Genomic DNA, 20,014 nt, shown 5'->3' with positions numbered 1-20,014 from the left:
TGTTCCTTGCGTGTCGCTGCGGGTGCGGGAAAGCTACCTTGCAAAATCTGCTTCGTTGGTAATAGTCCTTTGTGTAACTAACAAGCGATTGCCCTGATGCCAGACCAGAATTTCGAGCTGACCCATTTCCTGCCCTACCTTCTAAACCAGGCAGCGGAAGCGAGCAGTCTGGCGTTTCAGCGCACCTATAAAGATCGCTACGGGATGCTGCGGACCGAGTGGCGTGTGCTGTTTCATCTGGGGCTTTATGGCGAGATGACGGCCAGCGATATCGGGCAGCGGGCGAATATGCATAAAACCAAGATCAGCCGTGCGGTGCAAAAGCTGACAGAGCGGCGGTTCGTCACGCGGCTGCGCGGGGATCAGGACCGGCGGACCGAGATGCTGTCGCTGACGACACAGGGGCGCGCGGCCTATGAGCATCTTTACGAGGTGGCAAAGGCCTATGACGCGCGTCTGACGGCGGATTTAACGGCGGCGGAGCGGGAGACGCTGAAGCGGTTGCTGGTCAAACTGGCGGCGGGACAGGGCAGCGTGGGCTGACAGCGGGCTGTCGGGAGGGCGGAGGGCGACGGGGAGGGCGACGGGGAGGGCGACGGGGAGGGCGACCGGGGGCACATGCCCCCGCGCGCAGGTTCAAAAGTTGATGTCGACGCCGGGTAGGTCCAGCGCTTTCATCAGGTCGCGCAGCTCTTGCCGTGCCGCGACATTCGAAATGTTCAGCTGCTTGACGCCGATATCCTTGAGGTCGAGCAGGGTCAGGCCACGGGGGAAAAGCTCGCGGAAGATGACGCGTTCGTTAAAACCGGGGGCAATGCGGAACCCGATGCGTTTGCTCAGGTTGGCGATGGCGCGTTCCATCTTGTCCTTGTTCACCATGCGCTGCGCGCCCATGCGGTTGCGCACGACGATCCAGTCGATTGGGGCGAGGCCCGCCTGAGCCCGCAACTGCCGCGCGTTCCAGACCATTTCGGAATAGAAGGAAGGGCCGGTGATCTTGTCGCCCATAGCATCGGTGCGCGCCAGCAGATCGAAATCGATAAAGCTGTCGTTCAGCGGCGTGATTAGCGTGTCGGCTAGCGAATGTGCCACCTGGCTGAGACGGGTGTGGGACCCCGGGCAGTCGATCAGGATGAAATCGGACGTCGGTTCAAGCTCTGCCACGGCGGCGCTGAGGCGATGGTCGTAGATGTTTTCGCCGGGCTGCAGGCTGCTTGCCTCGATCTCTGGCAATTCGTGCATCTCGGGCGAGGGGAGGTCAAGCTCGGCACTGGCGAGGAAGGATTTACGGTTGTCGACATAGCGCCCGAAGGTGCGCTGGCGCAGGTCCAGATCCAGCACGCTGGTCTTATGCCCCATCCGTGCAAGGGCTGTTGCCACATGCATCGAAACGGTGGATTTCCCCGCCCCGCCTTTTTCATTCCCGACGACGATGATATGCGCCATTGCCTTTTGTCCCTTTCACTCCCCGTTTTTATCGGGGTCACATTGGGAAAAACCATATGGCAGCGATGGCGCTTTTGAAAGCGTTTGTGGCTCTAGATTGTGGTTATTGTTGCGAAATTCACCCGCAGGAACGCGCCGTGCAAGCGCAGTGCCTACTAGCCCGATCGGCGCAGCGGCGGGGTGTGCGCACCCATGCCGCCGGTGTCGATCGCGACGGCAGTATCCTGAGTCACATCCAGATGGGCGCGGCAATCAGCGGCGATCTGGGTTAGCGCATCATGGGGCCCGTGCAGACGTTCTAGCGCGCCAGCAAGCACCAGTGCTTGGGCATAGCAACCACGGGCGACCAGATCACGGGCCGCGGTCAAATCCTCGGCCGGGAGGGGGGCGGGATCAGCCTGCGCGCGCGGGGCCTTGCTGCTGTTGGCACCGCGAGGCGGTCGGGGTGGGGTAGAGAGCGGGAAAGCGGGCATCAGCGAACCTTTCGTGGAGGGCTGAGAGGACTATGGGCCGTAGTTGCTTTCTAAAACCTAAACAGCCGCCGCTTTGTTCCGTAAAATGTGACCTGACCCTTGGGCAAGGACGCGATGTCGCACCTCGGGCTAAGTCACAGTCGCGAAACGAAAAATGGCGCGCCCGCGAGGGCACGCCATTTCTGAATTCCGCAATGGAAAGGGTTTAGAAGCCCAGACCTGCGTATTTGTTTTTGAACTTGGACACGCGGCCGCCGGTATCCATCAGGCGGGATGTGCCGCCGTTCCATGCTGGGTGCACGGAGGGGTCAATATCCAGCGCCAGTTGGTCGCCTTCTTTGCCGTAGGTCGATTTCATTTCCACAACGGTGCCATCTGTCATCTTGACGTTGATGGTGTGGTAATCGGGGTGTGTATCGGCTTTCATGACAGCTCTCCTTACGCGTTCGCGCCAGATTTTGGCTTGTAGTGTACGTTTTCAACGATACGTGCCGACTTACCACGACGCGAGCGCAGGTAGTACAGTTTCGCACGACGCACACGGCCACGACGGACAACGGTGATGCTTTCGATGTTGGTGGAGTGCAGCGGGAATACGCGCTCTACGCCTTCACCAAAGGAAATCTTGCGCACGGTGAACGAACCGGCAATGCCGTGGCCGTTGTTGCGTGCAATGCAGACGCCTTCGTAGTTCTGAACGCGGGTACGTGTACCTTCGGTCACTTTAAAGCCCACGCGGATGGTGTCACCGGCGCGGAAGTCTGGGATTTCTTTCCCCAGTTCGGCGATTTGTTCCGCCTCGATCTGTGCAATCAGGTTCATCTGATCGTCTCCTATGAATGCTCGCGGTTAGTCCACGAAGTTTTGTGCGATCCAAGAGCTTCGGTCTGTCTGGCGGGCCCGCCGTGGCGTCCCATCGAAGGTAGGGTCATCTTTGCTTGTCATCTGCGGATGCAGAAAAGACTGGAGCCGCACATGCGCGATTCCAGACTTGCGCGTCGTATAGGCGGGATGCCCCTTCAGATCAAGAGCGTATCACCCGTACGCGCGCATGTTTTCAGCCGGTGAAATAGGGGCGCAGATTGTGCCGCACGCGGTCCAGCACGGTGTCGCCCTCCAGATCGGGGACGAAACGTTGGCCGGTAATCGCCTCGAACGCGTCGATATAGACTTGCGAGGTGGCGGCGATCAGGTCGGCGGGGATTTCGGGGATGTCATCGTGATAGGGGTCGCAGCGGGCATCGACCCAGGACCGGATCACATCCTTGTCGAAGGACGGCGGGCGTGTGCCGTTTTCCAGCGCGGCGTCATAGCCATCGGCGAGCCAGAACCGCGAGCTGTCGGGGGTGTGGATTTCATCGGCCAGCAGGATATTGCCCTGCGCATCGGTGCCGAATTCATATTTTGTGTCCACGAGGATCAGCCCGTTTTTCGCCGCCATTTCCTGACCGCGGGCAAAGAGTTTCAGGGCGATGTCGCTGATCTGGTCCCATTGCGCCTGGGTCAGCAGCCCTTGGTCCACGATCTCTTGGGCGGTCAGCGGGGCATCGTGTCCGCCGTCGAATTCCTTGGAGGTGGGGGTGATGATCGGCGCGGGCAGCGCCTGATTGTCGCGCAGGCCATCGGGGAAGCGGTGGCCGTACATCTCCCGTTCACCTTTCTTGTATAGCGTCAGCACCGATGTCCCTGTGGAGCCGGCAAGATAGCCGCGCACGACGATCTCTACGGGCAGGATGGTCAGATGCTTGCCGATCACCACATTGGGGTCGGGGTAGTCGAGCACGTGGTTGGGGCAGATGTCGGAGGTGTTGTCGAACCAGAACCGCGCGGTCTGGGTCAACACCTGACCCTTGAACGGAATGGAGGTGAGGATACGGTCAAAAGCCGAAATACGGTCAGAGGAAATCAGGATGCGCCGGTCGTCGGGCAGGTCGTAGCAGTCACGCACCTTGCCGAAATAGGGGTTCGGCAGCTCATCAATGCGGGCGTGATCAAGGGTGCGGGTGAGGTCTGTCATGGTCTGCCTTCCGTGGGGGTCACTTCTTGGACGTATATGTCGCCCACATGTCGGGGCGTCGTTGTTCTGTCAGGGTTTCTGACTGGGCCTGCCGCCATTTGGCGATCTCGCCGTGGTTGCCGGACATGAGAACCGGCGGAATGGGGCGGTCTTTCCATTCGGCGGGGCGGGTGTATTGCGGGTGTTCCAGCAGGCCAGAGGAATGGCTTTCCTCGACCACGCTGTCGGCGTTGCCCAAGACACCGGGCAAGAGCCGCACGGTGGCGTCGATCATGGCTTGCGCGGCCAACTCTCCGCCGGTCATGACAAAATCGCCGAGGGAGACTTCGGTGATGCCGTAATGGTCGATCACACGCTCGTCGACGCCCTCGAAACGGCCACAAAGGATGGTCACGCCGGAACAGGTGGCCAGATCCTGCGCCATCGCCTGATCAAACCGCCGTCCGCGTGGAGACATATAGAGGATCGGCCAGCGTCCGGCGGCACCGGCCATCGCATCCTCGATCGCGGGGCCGACGACATCTGCGCGCATGACCATACCTGCGCCGCCGCCCGCGGGGGTGTCGTCAACATTGCGGTGTTTGCCTACGCCGTAGCCGCGCAGATCATGGGTGCGCAGCTGCCATGTGCCTTCCTGCAGGGCGCGGCCCGTCAGGCTGGCCCCCAGCACGCCGGGGAATAGTTCGGGGAAGAGGGTCACGATCTCGGCCCGCCAGACGCCGGCGTAATCGGGTGTGTCCTGCATCAGCTCGCGCGGCTTGAACGTCGGACGGACAGATTGCCGCCCGTGGGAGCGTGAAGGGGTGCTCATGTGATCGCGGCCTGTGTCATGCGGGCCTTTCGTACGGGCTTAGACGTCTTTTGCATCGGGCAGAATGCCCTCGGGCGGGTCGGCGATGATGCGGCCCGTGGCCAGATCGACCGTGGGCACCGCCGCCTTCGTAAAGGGCAGGAACACGGTCTGCGCGCTGCCCGCAAGCTGCGTTTCCAGCAGATCGTCAGCGCCGTGGTTCTGGACGGTCTTGACCTTGCCGATCAGCGTGCCGCCGGTGTCATAGACCTCTAGCCCGATCAGGTCGGTGTGGTAGAATTCATCGTCGGGCAGCGACGGCAGCTGGTCGCGCTGCGCAAACAGCACGGTGCCGCGCAAGGCGTCGGCCTCTTCTTTAGAGGTGACATCGGTGATGCGCGCGACAAAGCCGTTTTTGACCGGACGCACCAGCGCGAGGTTGAAACTGCGCGTGCCATCCTCGCTCGAGAGCGGGCTGTAGCTTTCGATATCTTCGGGCACCGCGCAGTAGCTTTTGATCCGCAGTTCCCCACGGACACCATATGCGCCAGAGATCGCGCCCACCGAAATTTTATCGCTCACTGCAAAAGCTCCGAGTTTAAGCAAATTGTACCGGTCCACTGACCCTCGCCCGCGCGGCATTCCGATTTCATAAGGGTGCGTTCGAACCAGATGCCGATGGCGACACCGATGCCGAGGATGAGAAGAAGGCGCAAAAGACGAAACATTGTCAGCTTCCAATCTGGTCCAGGGGCGGGGCGCAGGGGACCGATGAGGGCGGGCCGCTGCGGCGGGACGTGTCATTTCGTGTACCACGTACATCGGACAGGCTGCACGCGCAAAGATGCGGGCTGTCGGATATACCTGAAATCCCCGGCGCGGCAGGAACCGCGCCGGGGGATGTGCCGATTATTCTTCGGCGGCGTCTTCTGCAGGTGCAGCAGCGGCTTCGGCAGCAGCGGCGGCCTTTGCTGCTTTCTCTTCAACGCGCTCTTGCGCTTTCTTGCCGGGGGTACCCTTCTTGGGGTTGTTCCGCTCGGTTTTCTCTTTCACGCCAGCGGCTTCCAGCATGCGTGCAACACGGTCGGTTGGCTGCGCGCCCTGGCTGATCCAGTATTGAACGCGCTCGACGTCCATTTTCACGCGCTCTTCGCTGTCTTTTGCCAGCAGCGGGTTGTAGGTGCCCAGCTTCTCGATGAAGCGGCCGTCACGTGGCATGCGGCTGTCCGCTGCAACGATGCGGTAGAAGGGGCGCTTTTTGGAACCGCCACGGGCGAGACGAATTTTCATGGACATAGGTAGTTTCCTTTAGTTGAGACTGGGGTCAGGGACGCGCCCGGACCTATGATTGGTGTTGTTTGTGGTGCTGAATGACTTCAGCGATGATGAAGTTCAGAAACTTCTTGGCGAATTCGGGATCGAGGTCAGCCTCTTTCGCCAAATCTTCGAGCCGCTTGATCTGGTTCGCTTCGCGGTCCGGATCAGAGGGGGGAAGGTCGTGTTCGGCTTTGAGTTTCCCCACAGCCTGCGTGTGTTTGAACCGCTCGCCCAGAGTATAGACCAGGATCGCGTCCAGACGGTCGATGGAGGCGCGGTGTTCTTTCAGAACCTCGGCGGCGCGGGTGACGGGGTCGGTCATGCGGCGGCTCCTTTTACGGCGAAGGGGAGGGCGCGTTGCACGGGCAGGCGCCTCCGGCGGGAGTTTATTTGGCAAAATGAAGCGCGGATCATTTCTTTTTCCCGAAACCGGAGAGGCCGCCGGGCAGGCCGGCACCGCCGCCTATTCCGCCCAGACCACCAGGCAGTTTGCCGCCCATCTGTTTGGCCGCGGCTTCCAGCGCTTTGGGGTCCATCTGGGACGGGTCCATGCCGCCGGGCATGCCGCCTTTGCCCATCATGCCCTTCATGGCTTGTTTGAGCATGCCGCCCTTGCCCATTTTGCCCATCTTTTTCATCATGTCGCCCATCTGGCGGTGCATTTTCATGAGCTTGTTGAGTTCGGACACTTCCATGCCTGCGCCTTTGGCGATGCGCTTTTTGCGGCTGGCTTGAAGCAGCGCGGGGTTGGCGCGCTCTTTCTTGGTCATGGATTGGATCAGGGCGATCTGGCGTTTGAGGATCTTGTCATCAAAGCCCGCGTCTTCGACCTGTTTCGCCATTTTGCCCATGCCGGGCATCATACCCATCATGCCTTGCATGCCGCCCATCTTGAGCATCTGTTCAAGCTGCATTTTCAGGTCGTTCATGTTGAACTGACCTTTGGCCATGCGCTTCATCATCTTTTCGGCTTGTTCAGCCTCGATGGTTTCTTGCGCTTTCTCGACCAGGGCGACGATGTCGCCCATGCCAAGGATACGGCCCGCGATGCGTTCGGGTTCGAAGGTTTCCAGCGCATCCATCTTTTCGCCCAGGCCGACGAATTTGATGGGTTTGCCGGTGACGGCGCGCATCGACAGCGCAGCACCGCCGCGGCCGTCGCCGTCCATACGGGTCAGCACGACGCCGGAGATGCCAATGCGGTCGTTGAAGTTTTCGGCGGTTTGCACGGCGTCCTGGCCGGTGAGACCATCGACGACCAGCAGGGTTTCACGGGGGTTGGCGACATCGCGCACCGCTTCGACCTGGCGCATCAGCTCTTCGTCGATCGACAGGCGGCCCGCGGTGTCGAGCATATAGACGTCGTAGCCGCCCATCGATGCCTGCGTCTTTGCGCGTTTGGCAATCTGGACGGGGTTTTCGCCTTTGACGATGGGCAGCGTATCGACGCCGATCTGCACGCCGAGGATCGCCAGCTGTTCCATCGCCGCAGGGCGGTTCACATCGAGCGAGGCCATCAGCACGCGCTTGCCGTCGCGGTCTTTCAGACGTTTGGCGAGCTTGGCCGTGGTCGTGGTTTTACCGGAACCTTGCAGACCGACCATCAGGATCGGGGCGGGGGGGCTGTCGATTTTCAGCGCGCCGGGTTCGCCTTCGCCTTTCAGCGTGTCGATCAGCGCGTCGTGGACGATCTTGACGACCTGCTGGCCGGGGGTGATCGATTTGGTGACGGCCTGACCGGTGGCCTTGTCCTGCACCGCTTTGACGAAATCACGTGCGACGGGCAGGGAAACATCGGCCTCGAGCAGGGCGACGCGGACTTCGCGCAGGGCGGTTTTCACATCCTCTTCCGAGAGGGCACCCTGTTTGGTGAGACGGTCAAAGACGCCGGAGAGGCGTTCGGAAAGATTCTCAAACATGGGCCATGGCCCCCTTCGATCGGTTGCGGTGCCCCTCAGATAGGATGCCCGCGTTGAATACGCAAATGCCCCCACGGGCGTAACACGCTGGTGGGGGGCGATCTCTGGCCGCGCCAGAGACCGGAAGACATGGTGCTTCCGGAGATTGCGGATCGTTTAGGCGAGCGGCGGGTCTGAGTCAACCCGCCGCGCCGCCCGAGGATTATGCTGCCTTGAGCGCATCCACAGCTTCGTTCGCGCGGGCGATGGTGCCTTCGGCATCTGTTGCCAGCGCGTCGGCGGCCACGATGGTCACGTCGGTCATGCCCATGAAGCCCAGAACGGCCTTGAGGTAGCCGGTGTTGAAATCCGCCTCGGACCCGGCGGGCACGCCACCGGAAGCCATTGCCACGATCACGCGCTTGCCTTTGACCAGACCTTCGGGGCCGTTTTCGGTATAGCGAAAGGTAACGCCGACACGGGCGACCAGATCGATCCACGCCTTCAGCGACGCTGGCACGCTGAAGTTATAGATGGGCGCGCCGATGACGATGGTGTCGGCGGCCAGAAGCTCTGCGACGAGCTTGTCGGTTTCAACCAGCGCTTCGCTTTGCTCGGGCGTGCGGTCTGTCTCGGGGGTGGCGCGGGCGATGGCCCATGTTTCGGTGATCTGGGGCAGGGGTTCGAGAGCCAGATCGCGGACGGTTACATCATTGTCGCCCAGTTGTGCGATGATCCGGTCGGTGAGGCCGCGGGTCACAGAGCTGGTGGTGTTTGCAGAGGAATCGATACGCAAGATAGACATGGGAGGATATCCTTTCGTGTTAACTTTCTTCCCTTTACATGACCCTTGCTCGTGCGAACGCAACTGGCGAAACTGCGGGTGATGTGATCAATAATGCACAGTCGGGCAGACGAGGGGCCGAGAATGGACAATTGGGAAGAAATCAAGACGGCCTATCAGGTGGCGCGCATGGGCACCGTCAGTGGCGCGGCCGAGGTTCTGGGTGTCCATCATGCGACGGTGATCCGCCATGTGGATGCACTGGAACGACGGTTGTCGGTGAAGCTGTTCCAACGGCACGCGCGCGGCTACAAGACGACGGAGGCGGGCGAGGATCTGCTGCGTGTGGCCTCTGCCACGGATGACCAGTTCAGCCAGCTTGCCAGTCGCATCAAGGGGCGCGGCGAAGCGGTGTCGGGCGAGCTGGTCGTGACCTCGCTGATGGAGCTTTCAAGCTGGATGACGCCTTTGTTGGTCGCGTTCCAGAGGGAAAACCCCGATGTGACTCTGCGCTTTCTGACCGGGGAGCGATTGTTCCGGCTGGAGTATGGTGAGGCGCATATCGCGATCCGCGCGGGGCAGGTGCCCGAGCAGCCGGACAACGTCGTGCAGCCGTTCTATCAGTTCCAGATGGGGCTGTTCGCGCATAAGGACTATATCGCGGCCTTCGGGATGCCGTCGGGGGTCGAGGAGTATGGCAACCATCGGTTTGTCGGCCATGACGACGCGCAGATGCGTGCGCCCTTCTTCAAATGGATGCGCGAGGTGGTGCCGGCACATGCGATCTCCTTTCGCGGTCTACATGCAGACGCGCTCCGTGTTGCGGTGCTGGAGGCGGCGGGGATCGGGTTTGTCGATCTGATCGAGGGGCGCGCCAACCCCGATCTGGTCGAGGTGCACCCGCATCTGCCGGAATGGGATTCGATGCTGTGGCTGGTCACCCATGTTGATCTGCACCGCACGCCCAAGGTGCAGGCCTTGCTGTCGTACCTGAAAAAAGCCGTGAAGACGGGGCTGTGATGCGATCTGATCTGCAGGGGCATCTGGCGATGCTGGCATTTTCGGCGCTGGTGGCGGGGTCGTTTTCGCTTGGGTCGCTGTCGGCCAATCTGATCTCGCCCACGGCGTTGAATGCGGCGCGGTTCGTGATCGCGGGCATGGTGATTGCCGTGGCGGTCGCTGCGACGACGGGTGTGCCGAAAGGGGCCACGCGCGCGCCTTGGCGCTATCTGGTGCTTGGGGGGCTTTTCGCTGTCTATTTCGTGCTGATGTTCGAGGGGTTGAAGACCGCGCGCCCCGTCAGTGCGGCGGCGGTGTTTACGCTGACGCCCGTGATTGCTGCGGGGTTTGGGTGGCTCTTGTTGCGGCAGGTGACGACAGGGCGGATGGCGCTGGCGCTGGCCATCGGTGCGGTTGGCGCGCTTTGGGTGATTTTTCGCGCTGATCTGGCCGCGCTGCGGCGGTTCGAGCTCGGGTATGGCGAAGCCGTGTATTTCGTCGGCTGCGTAAGCCATGCGCTTTATACGCCGATGGTGCGCAAGCTGAACCGCGGAGAGCCGGCGGTGGTGTTCACCTTGGGCACGCTGATCGCCGGCGGTGTGTTGCTGTTTATCTATGGCTGGCGCGATGTGCTGGGGACGGACTGGACCGCGCTGCCCGCGATTGTCTGGATCACCATCCTCTACGTCGCGATCGCTGCGTCTGCCGCGACTTTTGTGTTGCTGCAATTCGCGTCCCTGCGGCTGCCGTCGGCCAAGGTAATGGCCTATACCTATCTGACGCCCAGCTGGGTTATTCTGTGGGAAGTCGCATTGGGCAATGGCGCACCCGGCCCGCTTGTTTTCGGGGGCGTCGGGCTGACGATTGTGGCGCTGTATCTGCTGTTGCGGGACGATACCAAAGCGGTTTGATCAAAAGGGCGGGAACCGATCCGACATATCCAGCGTTAAGATCACATAAAGTTTATAAAGGGACTATTCTAATGCGTAGCATTATTTATCTGATCGGTTTGATTGTTGTTGTTCTGGCGATCCTGCGCTTTGCGTTCGGCGTCATTTAATAACATCAAGTTTGGCCCTTCTGTGTAAAACCTCGTCGCAGGAGGGCCAATATTTATCTACTCTTCCAACGTCCCCGGATCATTCTGCGCCGCATCCCCTGACGTTTCGCGTATTTCGGCGGCCAGAAACCTTTCAAAGTCATCAAGATTGATCGGGTCATATTGACCGAAGCCCTGCATCCACACGGACGGGGCCTTTAGGGCTGCCGGCTCAAGCTTGCACCATTTGAGCCGCCCGCGTTTTTCCTGCACGATCAGACCTGCACGTTCCAGCACCGACAGATGTTTCGATATCGCAGCGAGCGAAATACCGAAGGGGTCGGCGACGTCTGTGACGGCCATATCATCCTCAAGAAGCATCGCCAGAATGGCGCGCCGCGTGGGATCGGCGAGCGCGGCAAAAATCGCGTCGAGCTGTGTGGCGGGCGGTTGGGGCACGGCTGTCTGGATGTCCTTGATGCGCGGGTAGGGGCGGTTCTTATGGGGTAGCGGAAACCACGCTTAACCAAAAGGTTGAATATGATTGCCGCGCGAATTTGCAAGGGGTGGGGGCAGTTTGCACCTGAATATGAAGCGCGGCTCAGCGTAAAACCTTTTTATTACAATGCTTTGGGGTGTCGGCTAACAGAGTTGACTCTGAAGCGGTGTGAAAGTAGCTACTGCGCAACACATCCAACAGGGATTTTGGCGTGACCGATCCGGACCAACAGCAGCGGCTAAAGCAGCTTGAGGCAAAGATCGAAGCGGCCAAACGGGCGCAGGCTCCAAAACCCCGGGCGGATGAGCATTATTCCCAGGCATCGCTGGCCTGGCGGATGGTGATCGAACTTTGCGCCGGTCTGGGGATCGGTTTTGGCATCGGATACTCGTTGGACTGGTTCTTAGGAACGCTCCCGATTTTCATGGTGCTGTTTGTAATGCTGGGCCTTGCGGCAGGGGTGAAGACGATGCTCCGCTCCGCGCAGGAAATCCAGGAAAAGAAGATGGCCGATGTGGCCGATGAAGAAAAAGGGCCCTGACATGGCGGCAGAAGCACACGGCGAAGAAACAGGCGGTTTGGCTTTTCACCCGATGGATCAGTTCATCGTCAAGCCATTCTTTGGCGACGGCGCTGTATCCTGGTACACGATCACCAACGCAACAGTCTGGATGGCCGTTGCCGTTCTGGCGATCTTTGCGCTGCTGGTTCTGGGCACCTCCAAACGGTCGGTTATCCCGTCGCGCATGCAGTCGGTCGCTGAACTGGCCTATGGCTTCATCTACAAGATGGTCGAGGATATCTGCGGTAAAGAAGGGGTGAAATACTTCCCCTACATCATGACCCTGTTCATGTTTATCGTCTTCTCGAACTTCCTGGGCCTGCTGCCGATGGCGTTTACCCCGACATCGCATATCTCGGTCACCGCCGTGATGGCCTTTGCCGTGTTCTTCGGTGTGACCATTCTGGGTTTCGTCAAGAACGGCGCATCGTTCCTGAGCCTGTTCTGGGTCAGCAGCGCGCCCCTGGCACTGCGTCCGGTTCTGGCCGTGATCGAGCTGATCTCGTACTTTGTACGTCCGGTCAGCCACTCTATCCGTCTTGCGGGTAACATGATGGCGGGTCACGCCGTGATCAAGGTTTTCGCGGGCTTCGCGGCACTTGCTGCCATCGCCCCCTTCTCGGTTCTTGCGATCACGGCGATGTATGGCCTCGAGGTGTTGGTTTCCTTCATCCAGGCATATGTTTTCGCGATCCTCACATGCGTTTATCTGAAAGACGCATTGCACCCGCACCACTAACACCAAGGCGGGATATTCCCGCCTGACCAATCACCAAAATTCCATTGTAAGGAGAAATGACATGGAAGGCGAACTCGCACAAATGGGCCAATTCATTGGCGCAGGTCTGACAGCATTCGGCATGGGTGGCGCAGCCATCGGTGTGGGCAACGTTGCAGGCAACTACCTGGCTGGCGCACTGCGCAACCCATCTGCTGCTGCTGGTCAAACAGCAACTCTGTTCATCGGCATCGCCTTTGCAGAAGCCCTGGGGATCTTCTCGTTCCTCGTCGCTCTGCTGCTGATGTTCGCTGTCTAAGCTTAAGACACCTACGTCCTTACGCTTCGGGCAGTGCGCTATGGCGCGCTGCCCGAAAGACTTCCACGCTTTGACAGGAGCCCGCTATGGCGACGGAACCGATTACTAGGGAAATCGCTGGCACATGTGTCAACGAATTTGGCAGCGCCATTGGTATGCCACAGCTTTGCATTGATTGGTTCGGCAACCAGATTTTCTGGCTTATCGTCGCTCTGGTCGCAATTTACTTTATTCTGTCGCGCGTTGCCCTGCCACGCATCGGCGCTGTTCTGGCGGAACGCCAGGGCACCATCACCAATGACATCGCCGCCGCCGAAGACCTGAAGGTCAAAGCGACGGAAGCAGAGGCCGCTTACGACAAAGCCTTGATCGACGCCCGTGCAGAAGCACAGCAGATCATCGCCGCCGCGAAAGCCGACATTCAGGCCGATCTGGACAAAGCGATTGCCAAGGCAGACGCCGAGATCGCCGCCAAATCTGCCGAGTCTGAAAAAGCGATCAGCGAAATCCGCGCCTCCGCGATGGAGAACGTTGAAGCTGTCGCCAAAGACACCGCCGAGGCCATCGTCGCCGCCGTCGGTGGCTCTGCTGACGCGAAAACAATTTCCGCGGCCGTCGATGCCCGGATGAAAGGATAAGCCATGCGTTTGACCTTCTCAGCCCTCGTCGCCGGTCTGGTTGCCTCTCCTGCTTTTGCAGCTGGTGACGTGTTCTTTTCGCTGCGCAATACGGACTTTATCGTCCTGCTGGCTTTCCTGCTTTTCGTCGGTGTTTTGATCTATTTCAAAGTGCCAAAGATGATGGGCAGCATGCTCGACAGCCGCGCCGAAGGCATCAAGTCCGAACTGGACGAAGCCCGTGCGCTGCGTGAAGAAGCGCAGACACTTCTTGCCAGCTACGAACGCAAGCAGCAGGAAGTGAAAGAGCAAGCGGACCGTATCGTGACATCGGCAAAGGCCGAAGCGAACGAAGCCGCGGATCAGGCACGTGCCGACCTGGAAAAATCCATCGCGCGCCGTATGGCCGCCGCCGAAGAGCAGATCGACTCCGCTCAGGCTGCTGCCGTTAAAGAGGTCCGCGATCAAGCTGTCGTTGTGGCCATTGCCGCTGCCAAGGATGTTATCGCCAAGAAGATGACAGCCGCGGAAGGCAATGCGTTGATCGACAGTGCAATTGCCGAAGTCGACGCGAAGCTTCACTAAGTTTTAACGAACTGACTTTAAAAGGCCTCGGTATTGACCGGGGCCTTTTACGTTGGGCTAGGTGTTTGTCTCGTGTTGAAGACGTTGTCGCGCGACATCTTCATTACGCTCGGCCTTTTGATGATCGCGCAGCGCATTCTCGACATAGGTCAGATGCGCCTCTACCGCGGCTTGTGCCGCGGCGGGATCACGTGCCTGTAATGCGTCGTTGATGGCGCGGTGTTGATCCAGCAGGGCGGTGCGCGTTGTGCGCTGTTTAAACATGACTTCGCGATTGTAGAACACGCCGCCACGCAGCAGGTCATACATCGACCGCATCATATGCAGCATGACGACGTTATGGCTCGCCTCTGTGATCGCCATATGAAACTGCGCGTCCAGTTGCGCTTCGTCATCTGCGTTACGCTTCTGATGTGCGGCTTCCATCTTGTCGAAAACCGCCTGAATGACCCCAAGGTCGGTGTCAGAACCAAGCCGCGCGGCCCGTTCGGCTGCCAGTCCTTCCATGTCGCGGCGGAACGAAAGATAGTCGAACACGGCTTCGTCGTGACGTGCAAAAAGCTCTGTCAGGGCAGGGGAGAACGCGCTGCCGAGCACATCGGCGACATAGACCCCCGCGCCGGGCTTTGAGGTCAGCAATCCGCTGGCCTGAAGCTGGGCAATAGCATCCCGAAGCGAGGGGCGCGAAACGGCCAGACGCTCTGCCAGCTCCCGCTCTGCGGGTAGCCGTTCGCCGGGCCGCAGAATGCCACGCAGGATTAACTGTTCTACCTGCCTAACGACAGCGGCTGACAGTTTTTCGGAGGCAATAGGCTGAAAGGGCATCGGCGTTTCCTTGGATTGGTCAAATTATATGACCGGAGGGGCGGGGCGGCAACGCGATTGTTTTCTGCACAATGTTGGTTCGAATTAACACTCGCTTAGGGTGCCGCGCGTTAGATGGGCTCATGATGAGAGATACGCGATTCCTTACCGTCTTGCTGTGCGCCTTGGTGATGCTGTTTGTCACGGGCTGCAACATGCCGAGCGCGCATTTCAGCGGCCTGCCTGCAACTGCCATAACGGTAGACGGTTCTGACTTTGACGTGCGCGTTAACGGCGATCAGGCTGAAGCGATACGCACCAATATGGAATACGCCCCCCGCTTCGGCCCGATCCGCGACCGTGCGGCGCGGGCGATGGCGCAGGTCAGCGGGTGCGAGGTCACGCATGTCGCGGGGGATCAAGCGCTTGCCGTCGGGAAGCTGGACTGCGGATGAGGGGCAGAACCGTCAAACAACCATAGCGAAAGGGGAACGCGATAACAGGCATAGAATTACAATATCTTGTGGATAAGGCGGCTACTTCCCGCTCTACCTAGCGGGGTCGCGTTGACTCTAAACCCGATGATCCGCAATTCTGGCTATCCATAAGAATCAGGCGGGCACGAACATTGCGGTTTTCCAAACTCAGGCTGACAGGCTTTAAAAGCTTTGTAGACCCCACTGATCTGATCATCTCGGATGGTCTAACCGGCGTTGTTGGCCCGAATGGTTGCGGCAAGTCCAACCTGCTTGAAGCGCTCCGTTGGGTGATGGGCGAAAACCGTCCGACCGCTATGCGCGGTGGCGGTATGGAAGATGTGATTTTCGCCGGCGCGTCCTCTCGTCCGGCCAAGAACTTCGCCGAAGTCGCGTTGCATATCGACAACTCCGAACGTCTCGCGCCGGCTGGGTTTAACGACGGTGATAGCATCGAAATCATCCGGCGGATCACCCGTGATGTCGGTAGCGCCTACAAGGCGGCTGGAAAGGATGTGCGCGCGCGCGATGTGCAAATGCTGTTTGCCGACGCATCAACGGGAGCCCATTCGCCAGCGTTGGTACGCCAAGGCCAGATTTCGGAACTGATCAACGCCAAACCGAAGAACCGGCGCCGTATTCTTGAAGAAGCCGCGGGTATTTCGGGCCTTTATGCCCGCCGTCACGAGGCTGAGCTGAAGCTGAATGGTACCGAAGCCAACCTTGCGCGCGTCGACGATGTGGTTGAACAGCTTGCCGGTCAGCTTTCGCAATTGGCGCGCCAGGCCCGTCAGGCTGCGCGTTATCGCGATATCGGGGATGCCCTGCGCCGGACCGAAGGGGTGCTGCTGTATCGGCGCTGGCGCGTGGCTGAGGATGCGCGTCTAACGACGACCGAAGCGCTGCGCAGCCAGATGGCCGTCGCCGCCGAGGCGGAAAAAGCCGTGCGTCAGGCCACTGTGGCACGGCAAAAAGCGGAAGAGGCTTTGCCGCCCCTGCGTGAGGAAGAAGCGATCGCGGCCGCTATCGTGCAGCGGCTTGGTGTACAGCGCGATACCTTGAGCGATCAGGAAAACCGCGCCCGGGCCGCGATTGACGCCTTGACCAAACGCATCGCGCAGTTGACCCGTGATCTGGACCGCGAAGGTGAGTTAAACCGCGACGCCGAAGAAACGATCACGCGGTTGGAGCGGGAAGAACGTGATCTGTCGGATGCGGGCGAGGGCCATGAAGCTGCGGTCGCGGTGGCGGCAGAGCGCGCGAAAGAGGCCGCCGGCGTGCTCGAAAAACAGGAAGCGGATCTGTCGAAGCTGACCGAGGATGTCGCCCGTTTGGTCGCGCGTCACAGTTCTGCCGAACGCTTGCTGAACGATCACCGCAAAACGCTTCAACGATCGGAAGCGGAAGCGGATAAAGCGCGCGCCGCCGTCGCGCAGAGTGCCGCCGCACTCGAGAAGGCAAACGCCGATTTCAGCGCCGCTCAAGCTGCAGAGACGCAGGCGCATGCGGCCTCTGTCGCTGCCGAGGAAGCCTTGCAAAAGGCGGAGGACGACCGCGCTGCCACGCAAAGTCGCGAAGCAGATGCCCGTGCCGAACGGTCAGAGGCCGAGGGCGAGCTGAACGCCATTCGCGCCGAAGCAGGCGCGCTGGCGAAGCTGGTAGAGCGTGACACCGCCGAGGGTGGTCAAATTCTGGACCGCCTGCAGGTCGAACACGGGTTTGAAAAAGCGCTTGGTGCTGCCCTGGCCGATGATCTGCGCGCCCCGGATGTCGAAGCCGACGGACCCTCGGGGTGGGCATATTTACCTGCCTATTCAACGGTCCAGCCGCTACCCGAGGGGATCACCCCGCTGACGGCGCATGTCTCGGTGCCTGACGTTCTGAACCGCCGGATGAGCCAGATTGGTCTGGTCGACGCGGACGACGGCACGCGGCTTCAACCGCTGCTGCTGCCGGGCCAGCGTCTCGTCTCGCCAGAGGGCGATTTGTGGCGGTGGGATGGTTTCCGGGCGTGGGCGGAGGATGCGCCCTCGGCCGCCGCGCTTCGTTTGCAACAAATTAACCGTTTAGAGGTACTCAAGCAGGGGTTAGAGCAAACGAATCAACGGGCAGAGGCTGCGCGTGATGCACATGAAACATTGCAAAAGCTTCTGCTTGCTCAGGCAGAGGCAGACAAAAATGCGCGGGCGCTGCGGCGCGATGCAGACCGTGCTGTTGCGGATGCAGGACGGGCCCTAAGCCGGGCTGAGGCGGATCGGAACCTGGCGGAGAGCCGGTTGGACAGTTTGGGATTGGCCGTCGCCCGCCACGAGGAAGAGGCGATCGAGGGTCGACGTTTGGTGACGGAGGCAGAGAATGCGCTTACCGCGCTTGACGACGTATCAAGTGCCCGCGCCGATGTGGAGATGTTGCGACAGACCGTTGAAGGCGCGCGCATTGCGATGATGACGAGGCGTTCTGCGCTGGACGAACTGCGTCGCGAGGGTACCGCGCGCGAGAGACGTGCCCAGGATGTCGCCAAGGAGTTGGGCGGCTGGCGGAACCGCCTGAACACGGCGGGAAAACGCAGCGCCGAGCTTCTTGAGCGTAAAGAAGCGTCCGAAAGAGAGTTGACCGAAGCGAGCTCTGCCCCCGCAGAGATCGCGGCGAAACGTGAAGAGTTGACAGGCGCAATTTCTGCGGCAGAGACCCGCACGCAGGCGGCCAGCACACAGTTGTCTACCGGGGAAGCCGATTTGCGCGAAATGACATTGGCTGAGCGTGACGCAGAGCGCTTGGCGTCGGAGGCGCGCGAGGCGCGGGCGCGGGCAGAGGCGCGCGCAGATGCGGCGAAGGAAACGGTGGCCCTTGCCGCAGAGCGCATTGATGAAGAACGCGACACGACCCCCGAAGCGCTGGCAGAGACACTTAAGATCAATGCAGATGAGATGTCAGATGTCGAGGTTCTTGAAAGCCAGCTGAGCCGTTTGAAGGGACAGCGCGAAGCCTTGGGTGCTGTGAACTTGCGTGCCGAGGAAGACGCGAAAGAGGTTCAGGCGGAACACGACACTTTGGTTGGCGAAAAGGCGGATTTGACCGAGGCGATCCGGACATTGCGCAGCGGTATCGCGAGCCTGAACAAAGAAGGCCGTGAACGCTTGCTGACCGCATTCGAAGAGGTGAACAGCAATTTCTCTATGCTGTTTAAACATCTTTTTAACGGGGGTGAGGCCAACCTGGTGATGGTCGAATCGGACGATCCTCTGGAGGCGGGGTTGGAGATTATGTGCCAACCGCCGGGCAAAAAGCTTAGCACGCTTAGCCTATTGTCGGGGGGCGAACAGACCTTGACCGCGATGGCGCTGATTTTTGCAGTGTTCCTTGCGAACCCTGCGCCGATTTGTGTGTTGGACGAGGTTGACGCGCCTTTGGATGATGCGAATGTGACGCGCTTTTGTGACCTGTTGGACGAGATGTGCCGACAGACTGACACGCGCTTTTTGATCATCACGCACCATGCTGTCACCATGGCGCGAATGGATCGGCTGTTCGGCGTCACCATGGCGGAACAGGGCGTCAGCCAGCTGGTCTCTGTCGATTTGAAGAAGGCAGAAACGCTGGTGGCCTAACGCCCGTGTCCCTAATCGCGCCCATGTGGGGCGGTGAAATCGACCGTCGGGTTAATCGGGATGATCTGATGCGGGTTCACCGTGGTCTGACTGAAATGGTAGTGCCGAACAATGTGATCAAAATGCACGGTCTCGGCGATATCAGCGTGTTGATAAAGTTGCCGAGTATAGGCCCAAAGGTTCGGGTAATCGGTAAGGCGCTTATGGTTGCACTTGAAATGGGTGTGATACACGAGGTCAAAGCGCGCGAGGGTCGTGAACAGCCGCCAGTCGGCCTCGGTCAACTTGTCGCCCGCGAGAAAACGGTTGTTTTCGAGGATGCTCTCGAGCCACGCCAGGCTGTCAAAAAGCGGATGGACCGCGTCGTCGTAAGCATCTTGAGACGTCGCGAACCCGGCCTTGTAGACGCCATTGTTAACGGTCTCGTAAACGCGTTCGTTGATGTCGGCGATTTGTTCGCGCAGGTCAGTCGGCCAATAATCATCAGTATTGCCGGTGATTTCATTAAACGCACTGTTGAACATGCGAATGATCTCGGCCGATTCGTTCGATACGATCGTGTTCTGCGCCTTGTCCCAAAGCACAGGCACCGTGACGCGGCCTGTGAAATTTGGATCGGCTTTGATATAAATGTCACGCAAAAAGTCACTGCCAAAGAGGGTGTCTCCGGTCGCGCCTTCGAAATCTGTTGCGAAAGTCCAGCCGTCTTCCATCATATCGGGGTGTACGACCGACACGCTGATATGGTCGGTAAGGTCTTTCAGCGCGCGGAAAATCAGTGCGCGATGTGCCCAAGGGCAGGCATAGCTGACGTAGAGGTGATACCGCCCTGATTGAGCCTGAAAGCCTGATTTTCCTGACGGGCCCGCGCTGCCGTCCGCTGTGACCCAGTTGCGAAATTTGGAGATGGAGCGTTCAAACTTACCTCCGGTAGACTCCGTATCGTACCATTTATCGCGCCATTCTCCGTCGATCAGCAGTCCCATACACCACTCCTTTACTTGTTTGTGTTCAAGGTAAGTTCAGACGGGCGAAAGGCCATAGCACGCGACGCACAGGGGGG

25 protein-coding genes are annotated in these 20,014 nt (G+C 59.8%); 10 read left to right on the top strand and 15 right to left on the bottom strand.

Translation table 11 applies throughout. From position 1 onward, the window contains the following. Positions 1-96: 96 nt before the first annotated feature. On the top strand, positions 97-543 hold the full coding sequence (locus AB1495_RS03905) for a MarR family winged helix-turn-helix transcriptional regulator (protein WP_037966814.1): 447 nt from the start codon (positions 97-99) through the stop codon (positions 541-543). 93 nt (positions 544-636) lie between these two features. Here AB1495_RS03905 and AB1495_RS03900 read toward each other — a convergent pair whose 3' ends face one another. The 12 genes from AB1495_RS03900 to AB1495_RS03845 form a co-directional block, all read right to left on the bottom strand. Beyond that, the gene (locus tag AB1495_RS03900; protein ID WP_074637243.1) at positions 637-1,446 is read right to left on the bottom strand and encodes a division plane positioning ATPase MipZ; all 810 of its coding nucleotides are present in this window, start codon (positions 1,444-1,446) and stop codon (positions 637-639) included. Between the two features lie 155 nt (positions 1,447-1,601). Continuing rightward, a complete protein-coding gene (locus AB1495_RS03895; protein WP_074637241.1) occupies positions 1,602-1,919 on the bottom strand; it encodes a hypothetical protein in 318 nt (105 codons plus the stop codon). Positions 1,920-2,124: 205 nt separating this feature from the next. Continuing rightward, positions 2,125-2,346 (bottom strand): 50S ribosomal protein L31, encoded by a 222-nt coding sequence (gene rpmE / locus AB1495_RS03890; protein WP_005849993.1) that lies wholly within the window; start codon positions 2,344-2,346, stop codon positions 2,125-2,127. A gap of 11 nt (positions 2,347-2,357) precedes the next feature. After that, a complete protein-coding gene (rplS, locus tag AB1495_RS03885) occupies positions 2,358-2,741 on the bottom strand; it encodes a 50S ribosomal protein L19 (protein WP_005849991.1) in 384 nt (127 codons plus the stop codon). Positions 2,742-2,976: 235 nt separating this feature from the next. Next, complete coding sequence (locus tag AB1495_RS03880; protein ID WP_074637239.1) at positions 2,977-3,936, bottom strand: phosphoribosylaminoimidazolesuccinocarboxamide synthase; 960 nt, start codon at positions 3,934-3,936, stop codon at positions 2,977-2,979. 19 nt (positions 3,937-3,955) lie between these two features. Further along, positions 3,956-4,747 (bottom strand): tRNA (guanosine(37)-N1)-methyltransferase TrmD, encoded by a 792-nt coding sequence (gene trmD, locus AB1495_RS03875; protein WP_037941238.1) that lies wholly within the window; start codon positions 4,745-4,747, stop codon positions 3,956-3,958. Positions 4,748-4,786: 39 nt separating this feature from the next. After that, entirely contained in the window at positions 4,787-5,308 is a 522-nt protein-coding gene (gene rimM, locus AB1495_RS03870; RefSeq protein ID WP_005849988.1) for a ribosome maturation factor RimM, read from the bottom strand. Then, complete coding sequence (locus AB1495_RS03865; RefSeq protein ID WP_005849987.1) at positions 5,305-5,454, bottom strand: hypothetical protein; 150 nt, start codon at positions 5,452-5,454, stop codon at positions 5,305-5,307. Before AB1495_RS03865 ends, rimM begins: the two co-directional genes overlap by 4 nt. 181 nt (positions 5,455-5,635) lie before the next feature. Beyond that, the gene (gene rpsP, locus AB1495_RS03860) at positions 5,636-6,022 is read right to left on the bottom strand and encodes a 30S ribosomal protein S16 (RefSeq protein ID WP_005849986.1); all 387 of its coding nucleotides are present in this window, start codon (positions 6,020-6,022) and stop codon (positions 5,636-5,638) included. Between the two features lie 46 nt (positions 6,023-6,068). Beyond that, the gene (locus AB1495_RS03855; RefSeq protein ID WP_005849985.1) at positions 6,069-6,365 is read right to left on the bottom strand and encodes a chorismate mutase; all 297 of its coding nucleotides are present in this window, start codon (positions 6,363-6,365) and stop codon (positions 6,069-6,071) included. 88 nt (positions 6,366-6,453) lie between these two features. Beyond that, on the bottom strand, positions 6,454-7,962 hold the full coding sequence (ffh, locus tag AB1495_RS03850; protein WP_005849983.1) for a signal recognition particle protein: 1,509 nt from the start codon (positions 7,960-7,962) through the stop codon (positions 6,454-6,456). A 202-nt stretch (positions 7,963-8,164) separates the two neighbouring features. After that, positions 8,165-8,746, bottom strand: coding sequence for an FMN-dependent NADH-azoreductase (locus AB1495_RS03845; RefSeq protein ID WP_074637237.1), 582 nt, complete (start codon positions 8,744-8,746; stop codon positions 8,165-8,167). Between the two features lie 123 nt (positions 8,747-8,869). Between AB1495_RS03845 and AB1495_RS03840 the strand changes: the two genes are divergently transcribed. Beyond that, a complete protein-coding gene (locus AB1495_RS03840; protein WP_005849981.1) occupies positions 8,870-9,745 on the top strand; it encodes a LysR family transcriptional regulator in 876 nt (291 codons plus the stop codon). After that, the gene (locus tag AB1495_RS03835; protein WP_074637235.1) at positions 9,745-10,635 is read left to right on the top strand and encodes a DMT family transporter; all 891 of its coding nucleotides are present in this window, start codon (positions 9,745-9,747) and stop codon (positions 10,633-10,635) included. Before AB1495_RS03840 ends, AB1495_RS03835 begins: the two co-directional genes overlap by 1 nt. 206 nt (positions 10,636-10,841) lie before the next feature. On the opposite strand, the gene AB1495_RS03830 is transcribed toward AB1495_RS03835, so the two are convergent. Next, positions 10,842-11,222: a helix-turn-helix transcriptional regulator gene (locus AB1495_RS03830; RefSeq protein ID WP_074637233.1), complete on the bottom strand. Its 381-nt coding sequence runs from the start codon at positions 11,220-11,222 to the stop codon at positions 10,842-10,844. A 251-nt stretch (positions 11,223-11,473) separates the two neighbouring features. Between AB1495_RS03830 and AB1495_RS03825 the strand changes: the two genes are divergently transcribed. The 5 genes from AB1495_RS03825 to AB1495_RS03805 all read left to right on the top strand — a co-directional run bounded on the left by AB1495_RS03825 (position 11,474) and on the right by AB1495_RS03805 (position 14,063). After that, a complete protein-coding gene (locus tag AB1495_RS03825; protein ID WP_005849975.1) occupies positions 11,474-11,803 on the top strand; it encodes an AtpZ/AtpI family protein in 330 nt (109 codons plus the stop codon). Position 11,804: 1 nt separating this feature from the next. After that, positions 11,805-12,563, top strand: a complete 759-nt coding sequence (locus tag AB1495_RS03820) for a F0F1 ATP synthase subunit A (RefSeq protein ID WP_037941251.1) — start codon at positions 11,805-11,807, stop codon at positions 12,561-12,563. A gap of 61 nt (positions 12,564-12,624) precedes the next feature. Then, the gene (locus AB1495_RS03815; RefSeq protein WP_005849971.1) at positions 12,625-12,861 is read left to right on the top strand and encodes a F0F1 ATP synthase subunit C; all 237 of its coding nucleotides are present in this window, start codon (positions 12,625-12,627) and stop codon (positions 12,859-12,861) included. An 86-nt stretch (positions 12,862-12,947) separates the two neighbouring features. Beyond that, positions 12,948-13,499: a F0F1 ATP synthase subunit B' gene (locus AB1495_RS03810; RefSeq protein WP_005849969.1), complete on the top strand. Its 552-nt coding sequence runs from the start codon at positions 12,948-12,950 to the stop codon at positions 13,497-13,499. 3 nt (positions 13,500-13,502) lie between these two features. Next, entirely contained in the window at positions 13,503-14,063 is a 561-nt protein-coding gene (locus AB1495_RS03805; protein ID WP_083350906.1) for a F0F1 ATP synthase subunit B, read from the top strand. 57 nt (positions 14,064-14,120) lie between these two features. Here AB1495_RS03805 and AB1495_RS03800 read toward each other — a convergent pair whose 3' ends face one another. Beyond that, positions 14,121-14,888 (bottom strand): FCD domain-containing protein, encoded by a 768-nt coding sequence (locus tag AB1495_RS03800; protein WP_074637232.1) that lies wholly within the window; start codon positions 14,886-14,888, stop codon positions 14,121-14,123. 125 nt (positions 14,889-15,013) lie between these two features. On the opposite strand from AB1495_RS03800, the gene AB1495_RS03795 reads away from it, so the two are divergent. Next, positions 15,014-15,322 (top strand): hypothetical protein, encoded by a 309-nt coding sequence (locus tag AB1495_RS03795; protein WP_340248260.1) that lies wholly within the window; start codon positions 15,014-15,016, stop codon positions 15,320-15,322. A 173-nt stretch (positions 15,323-15,495) separates the two neighbouring features. Beyond that, complete coding sequence (smc, locus tag AB1495_RS03790) at positions 15,496-18,951, top strand: chromosome segregation protein SMC (RefSeq protein ID WP_074637228.1); 3,456 nt, start codon at positions 15,496-15,498, stop codon at positions 18,949-18,951. A gap of 11 nt (positions 18,952-18,962) precedes the next feature. Here the strand turns inward: smc and AB1495_RS03785 are convergent, their stop codons facing one another. Further along, positions 18,963-19,937 (bottom strand): glutathione S-transferase family protein, encoded by a 975-nt coding sequence (locus AB1495_RS03785; protein ID WP_074637226.1) that lies wholly within the window; start codon positions 19,935-19,937, stop codon positions 18,963-18,965. Positions 19,938-20,014 lie beyond the last annotated feature (77 nt).

This window comes from Sulfitobacter pontiacus (genome assembly GCF_040790665.1).
Classification (GTDB): domain Bacteria; phylum Pseudomonadota; class Alphaproteobacteria; order Rhodobacterales; family Rhodobacteraceae; genus Sulfitobacter; species Sulfitobacter pontiacus.
Note: the sequence above shows the minus strand (reverse complement) of the source record. Positions and strands in the feature narration are given on the sequence as shown.